Genomic DNA, 15,517 nt, shown 5'->3' with positions numbered 1-15,517 from the left:
AACGATTATTCGCGGCCCTCCCGCGCAGCGACCGCCGTTCGACCGGCGCGCCGCCCTCGCGCGACAAGCGCGTCCGCCCCATTCATCATGTCCGATCTCTCCACGCCATTCGGCGCGCCTCGCCGTGCCGTCAACATCAATCCGAAGCCGCTCGCCGTCGCGCTCGCGCTGGTCGTGCTCGGCGCGATCTATCTCGCGCAGACCGTCAGCGTGAAGCAGGCCGCGCTGTACGTCCTCGGCGCGCTGCTCGGCATCACGCTCTATCACGCCGCGTTCGGCTTCACGTCCGCGTGGCGCGTGTTCATCGCCGACGGCCGCGGCGCCGGCCTGCGCGCACAGATGCTGATGCTCGCGGTCGGCGTGCTGCTGTTCTTCCCGGCGCTTTCCGCCGGCACGCTGTTCGGTCATCCGGTGGTGGGCGAAGTGTCGCCCGTCGGCACCTCGGTAGTGGTCGGCGCGTTCATGTTCGGCATCGGCATGCAGCTCGGCGGCGGCTGCGCGTCCGGCACGCTGTACACGGTCGGCGGCGGCAGCACGCGGATGGTGGTCACGCTGATCGCGTTCATCATCGGCTCGGTGATCGGCACTGCGCATATGCCGTTCTGGTCCGCGATGCCGCATCTGCCGCCGATCTCGCTGGTGCAGACGCTCGGCGTGGTCCCGGGGATCGCGCTGAACCTCGTGGTGTTCGCGGCGATCGCCGCGCTGACCGTGCTGATCGAGAAGCGCCGTCACGGCCGCCTCGTCAGCGAAGTGGAGCGCGCACCGAACGCATCGCCGTGGCTGCATGGCCCGTGGCCGCTGCTCGCCGGCGGCGTCGTGCTCGCGATCCTCAACTTCGTGACGCTCGCGCTGTCGGGTCGTCCGTGGGGCATCACGTCGGCGTTCGCGCTGTGGGGCGCCAAGGCGTTTTCCGCATTGGGCGTCGACGTCGCGAGCTGGCCGGTGTGGAGCACCGGTCCGAACGCGGCCGCCCTCGCCGCGCCGATCAGCCACGACATGAAGTCGGTGATGGACATCGGCATCGTGATCGGCGCGATGCTCGCCGCTTCGCTGGCCGGCCGCTATGCGCCGGTGTGGCGTCTGCCGCTGCGCTCGCTGATCGCGGCGATCGTCGGCGGTCTGATTCTCGGCTACGGCGCGCGTCTCGCGTACGGCTGCAACATCGGCGCGTACTTCAGCGGCATCGTGTCGGGCAGCCTGCACGGCTGGCTGTGGCTCGTCGCGGCATTTTTCGGCAACGTGGTCGGCACGAAGCTGCGTCCGCTGTTCGGCCTGCCGGTAGAACGGGTCAAGCAGACGGGCTGCTGATCGGGCGGCTTCGGCCGCATATCGGGCGAGGGCTGCGCTTGCGCCCCGCCCGCGCAGTTCCAAAGTCGTCTGAACCAAGTCGAGTCTTCTACCTGGCGCCCGTCTGAAGCCGTTGCGCGATCTGGTCGGCTATCTGCGCCGCGCTGTTCCTGACCGCCGTCTTTTCATCGCGGCCGGACAGAACCACCTTCGCCGCGATCACGTACGGATTGAGCTTGATCACCGCGCCCGGCATATCCCTGCTCTTCCCCTCTTCAACACTTTCATAAAGCGGCGGCAACTCCGGCGCAGCCAGGTTATCGCAGGAAACCGCGACCTGAAACTGGCTTTGGCCCGCCCCCATGCCCACCATCGCGCGACGCAGCCGGTTGCCCTCATCGACGCTGAGAAAAACGCCGCGCACCTGCCAGCCGTCGTGCGGCAGCGTCTCCCCCGGCGCGACGCGGCGCGCGTCGACTCCGGCCTTCTTCAGATCGTCCGTCAAGGATTGCGCCATCAGCGCAACGATCTCGCGCGCCCGCGCCTGCGGGTCCTGCTGCTGGCGCAGCGGACCCGCAGGCACCAGATTGCCCACGATGCCTCGCGCGCGGTGACCCGGCCCGCTGTCAGGGGCGATATTCGCGGCATCGAGATCGAAATCGGCGACATAGACGACCGCCGGCGCGACAGGCGCCGCAAGCGCTGCCGATGCATCCGCCGCCAGACATCCTTCCGCACTGGCACACACATACGTCGCCAGACAGACCATTCGCAGCCATCGAAACATCATTGCGCACCTCCGCGCTGATCGCCTGGTACTGGCCGCATGGCAACGACGAATTACGGCACTCACATCCAGGCTCTTTACCCATCTTAGGACTTTCGATCGTCTGCATCGCGATCCGAAAATCCTATACTGGGTCGATGCGGTTGGTGGCTACGCGCGTTGTCCGCGTATGCCTTGGCGCGAGTCCGACAAACGGAAAACAAAGCCATGCTGACGATCGACGACATTCGCGCCGTGCCGCTGTTCTCGACCCTCCCCGACAGCGAACTGGAAAACCTCGCGCACGCGGCCGCCGACCTGCATCTGTGCGCGGGCGAGTTCGCGGTTCATGAAGGCGGCGAGCGCGCGTTATACGCGGTGCTGTCGGGCAAGATGGAAGTCATCAAGACGTTCGACGGTATCGAGCGGACCTTGGGCTGGCGTCTGCCCGGCACGATCTTCGGCGAAGTGCCGCTTGCGCTGAGTTCGCCGTTTCCGGGCGCCTATCGAGCCGCCGAGCCTTCGCGCGTGATGCGCGTCGACGCGCCGCAATACTATGCGCTCGCGGCGGCGTCGCCGGAGGTGGCGTTCAAGATGGGCGCGCTCGCGCGCGAACGCATCGGCGGGCTGCAAAGCCTTTCCGCCGAGCCGCCGAAAGCGCGTGTGACGATCGTCGGCAACCGCTGGGACGATGCGTGCACGCTGCTGCGCCAGTTTCTCGCGCGCAATCAGATCAGCGCCGACTGGCTTTCGCCGGATGCGCCCGAACTGGCCGCGCGTTGGCCCGGCACCTGTCCAACGGAAAGCGAGTGCCCCGCGTTGCGCCTCGCCGACGGCACGGTGCTGAGCCGGCCCGCGACCCGCGAACTGGCGGGACTGCTCGGCCTTCAGACGCAGCCGCGTCTGGACGGATACGACACGGCGATCATCGGCGGCGGCCCCGCGGGGCTGGCTGCCGCGGTGTACGGCGCGTCCGAAGGTCTGCGCACGCTGGTGCTGGAGCGCGAGGCGCCGGGCGGACAGGCGGGCACGTCCTCGCGCATCGAGAACTATCTCGGCTTTCCCAATGGCGTTTCCGGCGACGAACTCGCGAGCCGCGCGCTGCAACAGGCACGGCGGCTCGGCGCGGAAATCCTCGTGACGCGCTCGGTCGAGCGCATCGATGTAAAGACGCGGCGGATTCATCTCGATGGCGGCGACGCCGTGCACGCGCGGACCATCATTCTCGCGACGGGCGTCACGTGGCGGCGGCTTGCGATCGACGGCTTCGACCGCTTCATCGGCAAGGGGATCTACTACGGCGCGGCGCGCAGCGAGGCGGGCGCGACCCACGGGCTCGACGTCCATCTGATCGGCGGCGGCAATTCGGCCGGCCAGGCGGCGTTGTTCTTCGCCAATCATGCGCGCAGCGTGACGCTCGTCGTGCGCGGCGATTCGCTCGAAAAGGGCATGTCGCGCTATCTGGTCGAACAGCTTGCGGGCAAATCGAATGTCGCGGTGCGCTTGCGCTCGGAAGTCGTCGGCGCGCATGGCGATACGCATCTGACGGCCATCGACATTCGCGATTCGACGACGGACGCAGTAAGCCGGCACGATTGCGGCGGCCTGTTCGTCTTCATCGGAGCGGATGCGCAGACGGAGTGGCTACCGTCCGAAATCGCGCGCGACGCACGCGGCTATGTTCTGACCGGCGACGACGTCGTCAAGGCCGCACGCTGGCCGCATCATCACCGCGATCCTTATCTGCTCGAATCGAGTGTGCCTGGCGTGTTTGCGTGCGGGGATGTGAGGCTGAGCCCCGTGAAGCGCGTCGCTTCGGCCGTCGGCGAAGGCAGCATGGCGATTGCTTTCGCGCACAGGTACTTGCAGTCGGACGGTGCGTGAGCTCGTTGACGGTCGCTATGTATTCGCAGGCAGCGCGGCGCGTTCCAATACCGTCATCGGGCCGAGCCTTTCGATCACGTCCAGTTGAGCCGCGTCACGCACGAACAGCGAACCCGCAAACCCGAGCGCGTTGATCGACACGCCTTCGACACGCTCTTGTGATCTCGGCACGAGCAGCATCCAGCGCCGTGTGACCAGCAGGTTGTAGGGTGCCGCATGACACCACACGCGATCGATTTCGAGCGCGCCGACACCCGCCGCTTCGAGCAGCGTGCGATAGCGGGACAGCGCCAGCTTCGGCGCATCCGCGCGCGTCAGATCATCCGCGTCGTAGTGCGCGAACGCATGCCAGAACGGCAGCTCCGGCAAGCGGTCCTGCGCACCCAGCAAGGGCTCGATAGGCACCGCCGGACCGGTGTCCCCGAGCGGCAGCGGCACGATCTGCAGATGCTTGTGGGGCTGGCTCGCGCCCGACTCCGTGCCGGCGTTGTAAAAGCCGATGCCATCGAACTCGGCCATGCACGCGAGCAGCGCTTCGAAATCGGCAAGATCGAGCAGCGCTTCCTGCGGTTCGAATGCGCGCGTGACGATCAGCAGGTGATGATCGATCACGTTGAATTTGTTGAGCAACGCGAGATGCGTATCCGAGATATCGGCGACGAACAGATCCGGGTCGGGCGGAAGAAACGGGTTCGCTTCGGGGCGCCTTGCGGTCTGCAGTTTGTGCGCTTGCTCGCGCTGTTGTTCCTTGTGCGTCAGGCTCGACACCTGACGCACGAGAAAACGGATGCCGCCACTGTCGATCATGCACTGTTGGGTGCCGATCGGCCGCAGCGCGCCGCAACCGAGCGCATGGTCGGTCTGTCGCAGAATGGCGGGCCACAACGTGCCCGGAATCAGGCGTCGTTGTCGTTCCATAGCATGTCGGCAGGTATGGCGGTGCGTGTGAAGCAAGTGAAAGCGCAGCCGCTACAGCTTGTAGCCTATCGTGCGCAAAAGATCCTTGCGCCATTGAACGTCTTCCGCGCTTTCGGTGCCGACGGGCGGAAAGCCATCGATCACGCCGACGATCCCGCGCCCCTGATCCGTTTCAGCGATCAGCACTTCGACGGGATTCGCCGTTGCGCAGAAGATGCGGCAGACCTCGGGCACGGCCTTGATCGTGTTCAGCACGTTGACGGGGAAAAAGCCGTCGCCCAGAAACACGAAGAAGCTATGGCCCGCGCCGACGTTGGTCGCGTTCTGGCATGCGATCTCGACGAGGCTGTCGTCGGTGCCGGAGCGCCGCACGAGGCGCTTGCCGGAGGCCTCGCAAAACGCGAGGCCGAACTTGATGCCGGGCACCGTGCCGACCATCGCTTCGTGAATATCCTCGACGGATTTGATGAAGTGGCTTTGCCCGAGGATGAAGTTGGTCGCTTCGGGCTTGACGACCTTGACGGCGGACAATTGCATGGTGGACCTCGCTGCATTGCGGCAATACGCCGATGAAAACACGTCGAACGCCGGCCAACCCGACTGCGGATGGTTCGCGCGTCAGCCTGTCTTCGTCGATCCGGCTTCTAGCCTAGTACGAAATCCGGGCGTCTGGCGAGCGACGTTGCGGGCCTACCCGGAAACGACGTTTGCGTCTAGAACCAAGTGATCGCGGCATCGTGCTACGGAGGGCTCCGTCAGAGCGTTTTGACCCGCTTTATACCCCATCGCGCCGCAACAGCCCGTCCGAGTCAACAAGGTCAAGCGCCGGTTTACGCCCCCGACCGAGTGTGCAAGTATCTTCACCAAGCCGCATCCCGCACACTCTTGCGAGGTCCACGATGGCCTGGAAACTTTGGAAGACCGAGAAGCAGAACGACGAGACGCGAAGCTGGCCGAGCGGGACCCATGAGTCGTTGAAGCAGCTTCTGGACATGTACCTGGTCAGCGACGCGCCACCGTTTGCGAACTGGGCCGCGCCCGGGATCACCTTCACGCCCGAAGTCGAAACGCTCGCCCGAAACGGGGTGCGGGGTTATCAGCTTGCCCTTTGGCTGTGGCTTTTCGCCGAGAAGCACGGCACCATCGCGGCAAAAATGGTGCGCGAATCTTTTTGCCTGCTCGCCGACGCGATGCAACCGTCTGCCGGCGACAGGATCGACACGCTGCTCGACCTCGAAAACCGCCTCGCGCATTCTGTCGAAGACCTTTCCGCCCAACAGCGCAGCTTCCGTCTGGAGGGTATGTCCGTCGAGCTGCCGATGGAGTTTTTCCTCGCTACCGCATTCCTGCGGCTCGCGCCGGATTCTCCGTATGCGGGGACCGAAGGTATCCACCTGCAAGGCAATGACTTCAAGCTGGCCGACTGTTTTCGCCATGCGACCGAAGAGGGGCTGGCGGTATTCCGGCCCATGGTAGACGCGGTCGAGTTCGACGCGAAATCGCTGCCCGACTGGAAATGGAGCGCTCATCCCGGCGCGGCCGAGCGACACCTGCAACGCCGCCACAAGAATCCGCTGTTCGCGCTTCATCGCCAGATGGTGACCGCTCACGAAGTCTATGAGGCACGGCTTGCCGATGCCCGGGCCATCGAGGAGGTCAGGAGCGAGCTCAACGAGATCAGCCGGTCGTTCTCCGGGACGACCGAATTGCCGTTGAACTGGCAGCCCTTCCTCGAACGATACCGGGACCATGTCGACAGGCTCGATGAACGCCGGCTCGTGGTTGGCGGACAGAGCACGTCCGTCGGCAATGCAATTGCGGAGTTGCGCGCGGACATACTTGCAACCTGGCGCGCTTCGATTCACAAGAACCGGCACAGTCTCGCGACCCTGGAGCAGGACGAAGCGAAACGGACCGAGCGGCGCGCGCTGCTGTATGGATGCGACTGGACGGCTCAGCTTTTGAGCCACGGGTCGCTGATTCCGCCAGAAGAGGTGGTGCCCGCGCTGCTGAGCGAGCCCCCCTCCGAGCTGGAAAAGGTGGTGACGGGTCTGCGGGGCGAACCGCGACTGCATGAGACGCTGGCGCAGTGTCGTGCAACTGCGCATCGGCTCGTCAACGAGCTTCGCGCGGCCGGCCATCAGCTTCCCGATATCGACGACAAGCTTCGCATTCTGGATGGTGCGCCCGGGCAGTTGCCGGACTGATCATCTTGCTGGTGTGCGGTGTCTTGTTACCCGTGGATGCCACGCCCGACCGACCAAAGGCCACTTATGAATTCTTCCTCACGCGCCCCGCTCGATGCAGCGACCGAGGCGGCATCCACGCTTTCGGAGTACCTGGAGCTGTCGCTAGACAAAGGACAGAGCCTGATTTTCGTGCTCTCTCACGGCGAAAATAGCGAAGTCTATCTTGGGGACCCCGGCGAGCCAGACGCGGACTGGACAAGCTGCGCGGCCATTCCGAACACGGTCGTCCACGCGCTTCTGGAGACCACCCGGTCAGGGTTCAACCAGTTGGTCATCGAAGGACAGGCCTACCGCTTCGCCCGGACCTTCGCGCAAGTTGCCGGGCATGGCGCTGTCGTCTTCACGCCCGCGTAGACGTCGTAGCCAATCACGTTGCCGCCTTTGAGCATGGATGATCATAGCGATTTCGTCGTGCGCAACATGTCGTCCAGCGAGGTCGATCTCGCGATCGAATGGGCTGCGGCAGAGGGATGGAATCCGGGCCTCGACGACGCGCGATGCTTCTGGAATGCAGACCCCAACGGCTTTTTCGTTGGTATCTGGCGCGGCGAGCCGGTGGCATGCATCTCGGCAGTCGCCTACGACGAGCGTTTCGGTTTCATTGGCCTCTACATCGTCAAGCCGGCATTTCGCGCCAGGGGTTTCGGTCTGCGCACCTGGCAGCACGCGATGCGCTATCTGGGAGATCGTACGATCGGCCTCGATGGTGTCGTTGCCCAGCAGCAGAACTATAGGAAATCCGGCTTCCAGCTCGCGTATCGCAACATCCGCTTTCAGGGCGTCGTGCGAGCCGCGTCGACGCCCAAGCTGACGAACGCGCGGGAGGTACCGTTCGCGCAACTGCTTGCCTACGACAGCGCCTGTTTTTCGACCGCCCGTTCCCGCTTCCTCGCGGACTGGATCGCGCAACCACAGGCGGTGGCCCTGGCAAATGTGCGCAACGCCCAGATCAGAGGGTACGGCGTGCTGCGCCGTTGCAGGAGCGGCTACAAGATCGGGCCGCTCTTTGCCGACGACGCACGGATTGCCAGCGAGCTATTCGACGGCCTGGTCGCGAGCGTCGCGGGCGAAGTCATCGCGCTCGATGTCCCGGAAGTCAACGCGGCTGCCGTCGCGCTCGCGCAACGCTACGGCATGGTGAGCGCGTTCGAAACGGCGCGCATGTACACGCGCGCCGCGCCGGCCATTCCGGTGCAACGCGTGTTCGGGGTGAGTACGTTCGAACTGGGTTGACGGCAATGCAACGGAACGATCATCGAGCGGCCGTCAGCGACGGCTCACGCTGACCGGAAATGGTGAAAAGGCGCACGGTCTCATCCAGCACTTGAGCGGAGTCGATCAGCCGTTGCGCGGTGGCCGTCGCTTGCTCCACCAGCGCGGCATTTTGCTGGGTCGCGCTGTCGAGGTGCGTGATTGCCTGATTCACCTGCATGATGCCTTTGGCCTGCTCGTCGCTTGCGTTTGACACATCGTCGATGATGGTCAGTACGCGTCTGACCGTCTCGTCGATCACTTTCATCTGCGACGCGGTGCGGTCGATCAGTTCCGTTCCTTGCGAGACTTCCGCGACGGTCAGATCCACCACGGACTTGATTTGCCTTGCAGACTCCGCGCAACGTTGCGCCAGCATGCGCACTTCGGTGGCGACGACCGCGAACGATCGGCCGGCGTCGCCGGCACGGGCGGCTTCGACCGCCGCGTTCAGTGCAATGATGTTGGTCTGAAAGGCGATCCCATCGATCACGCCTGTGATATCGGCGATACGCTGCGACGCCGACGTAATGCCGGACATGGTGCGCTCAACGTGACCGACGATCTCGCCGCCAAGCGCCGCGGCATCCTGCGCTTCCCGGGCAAGTCCGAGCGCGGATGCGGCGGCGTCTGCATTGGCCTTCACGCTGGTGGTGAATTGCTCCATGGTCGCAGCCGTTTCCTCGAGCGACGCCGCTTGCGATTCAGTGCGGCGCGCGAGATCCTCATTACCGCTCGACATTTCCCGAGCGGAGTCGACCACACCGCCGATCTGGCCACGCACGTCCAGCACGATCGCGCCGAGGTTCGCCTTCAGTTGGTTCAGCGCGCTCAGTACGTCGCCGAAATCGCCGTTCCTCGAGATCCTCATTTCGGCAGTCAGGTCACCGGCAGCCATACGGGTGGCGAAACTGGAGAGCCCCGCGAGCGGCGCACCCAACTGCTTACTCAGCGCGAACCAGGCGAGGCCGGCCAGCACTGCGGAGACGGCCGTCGCAGTCCAGTACGGCAACGGCGGCAGCCCGCCGTACTGCACCGCGCCGACGAGCGGAAAGACCAGCGGCGCGATCGCGTAGCCGATCCCGATGCGCGCCACGACCGACATGCGTGTCAGTGCCTGAAGCTTGCCGGCTATCCCGGTACGCACGAGCTTCCCGCGGCGCAACTTGTGCGAACGCAACGTGCCTTCGCGCATCCGCGCATAGGTTGACTCGGCAAGCCTCACTTCGTTGCGGGATGGCTTGGTACGAACGCTCAGATAGCCGACGATCTGACCGCTCTCGATCACTGGCGTGACGTTCGCGCATACCCAGTAATGGTCGCCATTCTTGCGGCGGTTTTTCACCAGCGCCGTCCACGGCTGACCCGCGCGGATCGTCTCCCACATGTCGGCGTAGGCCTCGCGCGGCATGTCGGGATGCCGGACGATGTTATGTGGCGCGCCGAGCAACTCTTCTCGCGTGAAGCCTGAGATCGCAATGAACGCGGGGTTGCAGTACTGAATCCTTCCTTTCAGGTCGGTTGCCGAGACAAGCATTTCCGAGGCGGGAAAATCGAATTCGCGTTGTGTTACAGGCTGGTTATTGCGCATGAAAGTCGTTAGCGAGGCACCGCGCTCTGCTGAAGGCGCCGGAATGTCGGTCAATGGACGTTCTAACGGCAATACCCTCAAAATATTGAGGGTTATCTGACTAGCTTAGTCGGGTAATCGAAAGCATCGCCCCACCAAGTGCTATGAACCTGTGGCGGCGACGCCAGGCGACATGAACGTCACTTGCGCGAGCCCCTCTTCTTCCTTTCCGGAGCTTCGACGGTGGGGTCGACCGGCGTGAACGGTGCCTGAAAATGATCGACGAGGAAATCGATGAAGGCTCGCGCTCGCGCTGTCTGATTGCGCTGCCTCGGGTAATAGACGAACAGGTCCGCCGACGGCAGCACGGTATTCGGCAGCACCAGCTTGAGGCGCCCGCTCTGTACGTACTTGGCCAGATCCCATTCGGAGCGAATCAGAATCCCGTGACCGTCGAGCGCCCACCGAAGCGCAATGTCGCCGTCATTGCTCGATAGCACGCCTTTGACCTTGATCGCCTCGATGTGGTCGTTCACGATGTAGCGCCACACGCCATAAGCATCATCGTTCTGCCGGTGGATGATGCAGCGATGCTGATGCAGATCCTCCACGCGCTCGGGCGTTCCAAAACGCTCCAGATACTTTGGCGACGCGCAAAGAAAACGGCGATTGCTCATGATGCGCCTTGCGCTCAGCCGACTGTCCTGCAGCTCGCCGAACCGTATCGCCATGTCGAACGCGCCTTCGACGAGATCGACCGGCCGGTCCGTCACCTCGAACTGCACTTCGACGTTCGGAAAACGTTTGGCGAAGTCGGAGACGAGCGGTGCGATGGTCGTCCTGCCGAAACCTAGCGTCGCGTTGATGCGCAACGGCCCATGCGGATCGCGCCGGGCACCGGAGATGGCCTCCTCCATCTCGCGGACCTGCCCGACGATCTGGGACGCGTAGCGCAGATAGGTCTCTCCCTCGGGCGTCAGGCTGACGCTGCGCGTGGTCCGGTTGACCAGACGCGCGCCGAGCCGCTGCTCGATGATCCCCAGCCGCTTGGTCGCCGCCGGCGGACTGAGATCGAGCGCGCGGGCGGCGCCGGACATGCTCCTGAGTTTCGCAAGGAGAATGAAGAACTCGAAGTCGGATGCGGGTGCAGTACTCACTTTTGGTGAAATATGTAGTGAACGCAAGTGAATTTTAGCAAGCTCTTTCGCGGCTAAGCTACGCACCACATTGCAGCCCGTGCGGCTCAATAACTGTTCAAATCTCTGGAGACAGTGGCGTGAGAATCGTTGAAATCCGCGAAAAGACCGTTCCGATCAGTTCCCCGATCCGGAACGCCTACATCGACTTCAGCAAAATGACCTTGAGTCTCGTCGCGGTCGTCACCGACGTGATCCGCGACGGCAAGCCGGTGATCGGCTACGGCTTCAACTCGAACGGCCGCTATGGCCAGGGCAAGCTGATGCGCGAGCGCTTCATCCCGCGCCTGCTCGAGGCCGACCCGGCCTCGCTCGTCGACGACTCCGGCGACAACCTCGATCCCCACAAGATCTGGGCGACGATGTTCATCAACGAGAAGCCCGGTGGCCACGGTGAGCGCTCCGTCGCGATCGGCACGATCGATATGGCGGTCTGGGACGCGGTGGCGAAAATCGCCGGCAAACCGCTGTTCCAGTTGCTCGCCGAGCGGTACGGCAACGGCGAGGCCAACCGCAAGATCTTCGTCTATGCGGCGGGCGGCTATTACTATCCGGGCCAGGACCACGAAAAGCTCAAGGATGAGATGCGCAGCTACATCGACCGCGGCTACACGGTCGTGAAGAAGAAAATCGGCGGCGCGTCGCTCGACGAAGACCTGCGACGCATCGACTCGATCCTCAGCGTGCTGCAGGACGGACAGAAGCTCGCGGTCGATGCCAACGGCCGCTTCGATCTCGATACCGCGATCAGCTATGCGAAGGCGCTGTCCCAGTACGACCTGTTCTGGTACGAAGAGGCGGGCGACCCGCTCGACTTCGAGTTGCAGGCCACGCTGCGCAACTACTATGACAAGCCGATGGCGACCGGCGAAAACCTGTTCTCGATGCAGGATGCGCGCAACCTGATCCGCTACGGCGGAATGCGCCCCGATCGCGACTGGCTGCAATTCGATTGCGCGCTGAGCTACGGTCTCGTCGAATATCTGCGAACGCTCGACATGCTGCATCAGCATGGCTGGTCGAGAAGCCGTTGCATTCCGCACGGCGGCCACCAGATGTCGCTGAACATCGCGGCGGGCCTCGGACTTGGCGGCAACGAATCGTACCCGGACCTGTTTCAGCCATACGGCGGTTTCCCGGACGGCGTTCGCGTCGAGAACGGATATATCACGATGCCGGAGCTGCCCGGCATCGGCTTCGAAGGCAAATCCGACCTGATCGCCGAGATGCGCAAGCTGGCTGAATAACGCGCGCTCGCAACGGCATCGACCAACATTCCCGCTCGAATGGTTCATAAAAGACGGAACGAAGCCGGCTCAATGCGGCCCTCCCACGCTTTTCGCGTGGCAGGGCCGCATTTTCCCTTTGAAGACGCCACGCACAGGAGACAGAAATGCCAGTATCGAAAGTAAGAAGAGCACGTTCCAAGCTGTACGTTCAGGTCCTCATCGGGATCGTGGCCGGTGTCCTGCTGGGTCACTTCTACCCCGATCTCGCGTCGCAGATGAAGCCGCTGGGCGACCTGTTCATCAAGCTGATCCGGATGCTGCTTGCGCCGATCATCTTCGCGTCGGTCGTGGTCGGGATCGCGCGCATGAACGACCTCCATCAGGCGGGCCGGGTAGGCGTGAAAGCCCTTCTCTATTTCGAACTGGCATCGACGGTCGCGCTGATTGCGGGGATGGTGGTCGTCAATGTCGTCAGACCCGGCAGCGGCATGAACATCGATCCGTCGCAAATCGATGCCGCCGCGATTTCGACCTATACGCACGCGGCGCAGCAACACGGCATGCTCGACTTCTTCATGAGCATCGTTCCGAATAGCATCGTCGGGGCATTCGCCAAGGGCGAGATGCTTCCGGTCATTTTCTTTTCAGTGCTGCTCGCTATCTCGCTGGCGAAGCTGGGAGCCCGTACCGCGCCATTCGTCGACATGCTCGACATGTTCCTTCAAGGCATGTTCGGCGTGGTGCGGATCGTCATGTACGTGGCGCCGATCGGCGCATTCGGCGGCATGGCCTTCACGATCGGCAAATACGGCATCGGCACGTTGGCATCGTTCGGCGAGCTGATGCTTTGTCTCTACCTGACCTCGTTCTTCTTCGTGTTCGTCGTACTTGGCCTTGTCATGAAGATGTGCGGGCTCTCGCTATGGAAGTTTCTCCGCTACATCAGGGACGAGATTCTGATTACGCTCGGCACGGCGTCGACAGAAGCGGTGTTGCCGCAAATGCTGATCAAGATGGAGGCGATGGGCTGCCCTCGCCCCGTCGTCGGCATGGTCCTGCCCACCGGCTACACGTTCAATGCCGACGGAACGGCGATTTATCTGACGATGGCGGCGCTGTTCATCGCCCAGGCGATGAACGTCCACCTCAGTATCTGGGACCAGTTGCTCGTGCTCGGCGTGCTGCTGCTCACATCGAAAGGCTCAGCGGGCGTGGCCGGGGCCGGATTCGTCGCACTGGCCGCGACGCTGGCCTCGATGCACAAGATTCCCGTCGAAGGCCTCGTGCTGCTGCTCGGCGTGGACCGCTTTCTGAACGAGGCGCGTGCGGTCACGAACCTGATCGGCAATGGCGTTGCCACTGTCGTCGTCGCTCGTTGGGAAAGGCAACTCGATTGGAAGCTGGCGCGCGCGGTGCTGAATCGCGACAACACGGCTCACGTCCAAACATCGGGTCCTGCCGCGCAACCCGCGGTCAGTTCGGCATCGCCGACCGAAGCGGAGGCGCTCCTCGATGGCTCACCGAACCATCAATAGAACTGAACTTTTCGGAATGGGTGCCGTTAACCCAGCGGTATCTCACTCTTCCGAATTCAGCATGAAACTGACCATCAAGTTCCGTCTTCTCGCCACCCTCACCTTGCTCGGGTTCCTGCTGACGGTGACTGGCGTACTGGGTATCGCCGGCATGCGTGGTTCGAACCATGCCGTTGCGCAGGCGTACACCAACGACGTGGCCGCCGCAACCGCGCTCGGCAAGTCCAACCTGAACCTGACCGTAGTGCGCACCACGCTCGATCGCGTGCTGCTGCACCCGGAGGCGGCGGATCGAGCCGCTCTCATCGATAAGGCGCGCAACTACCTTGCGGTCTCCGACAAGGCCTGGAAAGAGTACCGCGCACTGCCCGTTTCCGACGCGGAGGCGGCCTTGTCGAAGGCCGTCGCCGACGCCCGCGAAGCGATGCTGCGTGGCGCACTCGAGCCGATGATCGACGCAATGAGCCGCGGCGATCACGATGATGCCGACCATATCGCGATGGTCGTTATGCCGCCGTTTGCGGCGGCTCTAACGCAGAAATCCGCGGAGCTGGACAAGTTTCGCAACGCGCAAGGCAATAACCGCTACATGACAGCGCAGGACCGCTACGACACCCTCGTGACCATTACCGCGATTGCGATCGCCGTCGGTCTTCTGACCTGTGTCACCTGCGGCTTCACGCTGCTGCGCGCAATCGCGCGCCCGATCGACATGACGGTGCGCCATGTCGAGCGACTCGCTCAGGGTGACATGTCGCAGCAATTGCGCTTCGACAGTAATGACGAAATGGGTCGCCTCATCCGAAGCGTTGGGCAGATGCAGAAGGACATCGGCACGATGATCGAACAGATCGCGCGCGGCAGCGAGTCGATCGCGTCCGCGACCCAGCAAATTTCGGCCGGCAACGCGGACCTGTCGGCGCGCACCGAGGCGCAGGCGGCGTCCATCGAGGAAACGGCGGCGAGCATGGAACAACTGACCAATGCCGTCACGGAGAACGCGGCGCACGCGCGTGAGGCGCGCGAGTTGGCCGACGCGACGAAGGCGACGGCCGGCGCGGGCGCGGACGTCGTCCGTCAGGTCATCGACGCGATGAGCGACATTCACGACGGCGCGAAGAGAATGGGCGAGATCATTGGCGTGATCGAAGGCATCGCCTTTCAGACCAACATCCTCGCGTTGAATGCGGCTGTCGAGGCCGCTCGCGCCGGGGAGGAAGGACGCGGCTTTGCGGTCGTCGCCGGCGAGGTACGCAATCTCGCCCAGCGTTCGGCGACCGCGGCGAAGGAAATCAAGGAGCTGATCGACGCGTCGACCGCGCGCGTCGCCGACGGCTCGCGCCTCGTCGGCCGGGCCGGTGAGACGATGGGCGAAGTACAGACGGCCGTCGGTCGCGTCACGTCGATCATGAGCGACATCGCGACGGCTTCGGCCGAACAGAGCGATGGCATCGAGGAAGTCAATCGCGCGATTACGCAGATGGATCAGATGTCGCAGCAAAATGCCGCGCTCGTCGAGCAGGCAGCCGCCGCGGCCGCGTCGCTAACCGAGCAGACTGGCCTGCTGACGCAGGCGGCTGGCCGCTTCCGCTTTGCCTCCATGGCCTGATGCCACGCTATAGGCTCGCG

13 protein-coding genes are annotated in these 15,517 nt (G+C 63.7%); 8 read left to right on the top strand and 5 right to left on the bottom strand.

The annotated features are described in order from the left end of the window. The first annotated feature begins 87 nt into the window (after positions 1–87). Positions 88–1,311, top strand: coding sequence for a YeeE/YedE family protein (locus tag QFZ94_RS38705; RefSeq protein WP_368581304.1), 1,224 nt, complete (start codon positions 88–90; stop codon positions 1,309–1,311). Between the two features lie 88 nt (positions 1,312–1,399). Here QFZ94_RS38705 and QFZ94_RS38700 read toward each other — a convergent pair whose 3' ends face one another. Beyond that, positions 1,400–2,059, bottom strand: a complete 660-nt coding sequence (locus QFZ94_RS38700; RefSeq protein WP_429463679.1) for a DUF4410 domain-containing protein — start codon at positions 2,057–2,059, stop codon at positions 1,400–1,402. 225 nt (positions 2,060–2,284) lie between these two features. Here QFZ94_RS38700 and QFZ94_RS38695 point away from each other — a divergent pair, with 225 nt between their 5' ends. Then, positions 2,285–3,940 (top strand): FAD-dependent oxidoreductase, encoded by a 1,656-nt coding sequence (locus QFZ94_RS38695; protein ID WP_429463156.1) that lies wholly within the window; start codon positions 2,285–2,287, stop codon positions 3,938–3,940. Positions 3,941–3,955: 15 nt separating this feature from the next. Here QFZ94_RS38695 and QFZ94_RS38690 read toward each other — a convergent pair whose 3' ends face one another. Beyond that, positions 3,956–4,858, bottom strand: coding sequence for an ATP adenylyltransferase family protein (locus QFZ94_RS38690; RefSeq protein WP_429463154.1), 903 nt, complete (start codon positions 4,856–4,858; stop codon positions 3,956–3,958). Between the two features lie 51 nt (positions 4,859–4,909). After that, a complete protein-coding gene (locus tag QFZ94_RS38685; RefSeq protein WP_176111261.1) occupies positions 4,910–5,395 on the bottom strand; it encodes an adenosine-specific kinase in 486 nt (161 codons plus the stop codon). Positions 5,396–5,565: 170 nt separating this feature from the next. Here QFZ94_RS38685 and QFZ94_RS38680 point away from each other — a divergent pair, with 170 nt between their 5' ends. From QFZ94_RS38680 to QFZ94_RS38670, 3 genes are all read left to right on the top strand, one after another. Beyond that, on the top strand, positions 5,566–7,065 hold the full coding sequence (locus QFZ94_RS38680; RefSeq protein WP_429463152.1) for a tryptophan leader peptide: 1,500 nt from the start codon (positions 5,566–5,568) through the stop codon (positions 7,063–7,065). 66 nt (positions 7,066–7,131) lie between these two features. After that, positions 7,132–7,461, top strand: coding sequence for a hypothetical protein (locus QFZ94_RS38675; RefSeq protein ID WP_429463150.1), 330 nt, complete (start codon positions 7,132–7,134; stop codon positions 7,459–7,461). A gap of 33 nt (positions 7,462–7,494) precedes the next feature. Continuing rightward, positions 7,495–8,340 (top strand): GNAT family N-acetyltransferase, encoded by an 846-nt coding sequence (locus QFZ94_RS38670; RefSeq protein ID WP_429463148.1) that lies wholly within the window; start codon positions 7,495–7,497, stop codon positions 8,338–8,340. Between the two features lie 19 nt (positions 8,341–8,359). Here QFZ94_RS38670 and QFZ94_RS38665 read toward each other — a convergent pair whose 3' ends face one another. Further along, complete coding sequence (locus tag QFZ94_RS38665; RefSeq protein ID WP_368581296.1) at positions 8,360–9,949, bottom strand: methyl-accepting chemotaxis protein; 1,590 nt, start codon at positions 9,947–9,949, stop codon at positions 8,360–8,362. 179 nt (positions 9,950–10,128) lie between these two features. Beyond that, positions 10,129–11,025 (bottom strand): LysR substrate-binding domain-containing protein, encoded by an 897-nt coding sequence (locus QFZ94_RS38660; protein WP_429463146.1) that lies wholly within the window; start codon positions 11,023–11,025, stop codon positions 10,129–10,131. Positions 11,026–11,204: 179 nt separating this feature from the next. Here QFZ94_RS38660 and QFZ94_RS38655 point away from each other — a divergent pair, with 179 nt between their 5' ends. The 3 genes from QFZ94_RS38655 (at position 11,205) to QFZ94_RS38645 (ending at position 15,497) form a co-directional block, all read left to right on the top strand. Then, positions 11,205–12,371, top strand: a complete 1,167-nt coding sequence (locus tag QFZ94_RS38655; RefSeq protein WP_176378267.1) for a mandelate racemase/muconate lactonizing enzyme family protein — start codon at positions 11,205–11,207, stop codon at positions 12,369–12,371. A 146-nt stretch (positions 12,372–12,517) separates the two neighbouring features. After that, entirely contained in the window at positions 12,518–13,888 is a 1,371-nt protein-coding gene (gene dctA / locus QFZ94_RS38650; protein ID WP_429463144.1) for a C4-dicarboxylate transporter DctA, read from the top strand. 61 nt (positions 13,889–13,949) lie between these two features. Continuing rightward, a complete protein-coding gene (locus QFZ94_RS38645; protein WP_368581294.1) occupies positions 13,950–15,497 on the top strand; it encodes a methyl-accepting chemotaxis protein in 1,548 nt (515 codons plus the stop codon). Positions 15,498–15,517: the final 20 nt, after the last annotated feature.

Origin of the sequence: Paraburkholderia sp. JPY465 (assembly GCF_050436725.1) — a bacterium.
Lineage (GTDB): Bacteria > Pseudomonadota > Gammaproteobacteria > Burkholderiales > Burkholderiaceae > Paraburkholderia > Paraburkholderia youngii.
This window is presented reverse-complemented; position numbering and strand designations above follow the sequence as displayed.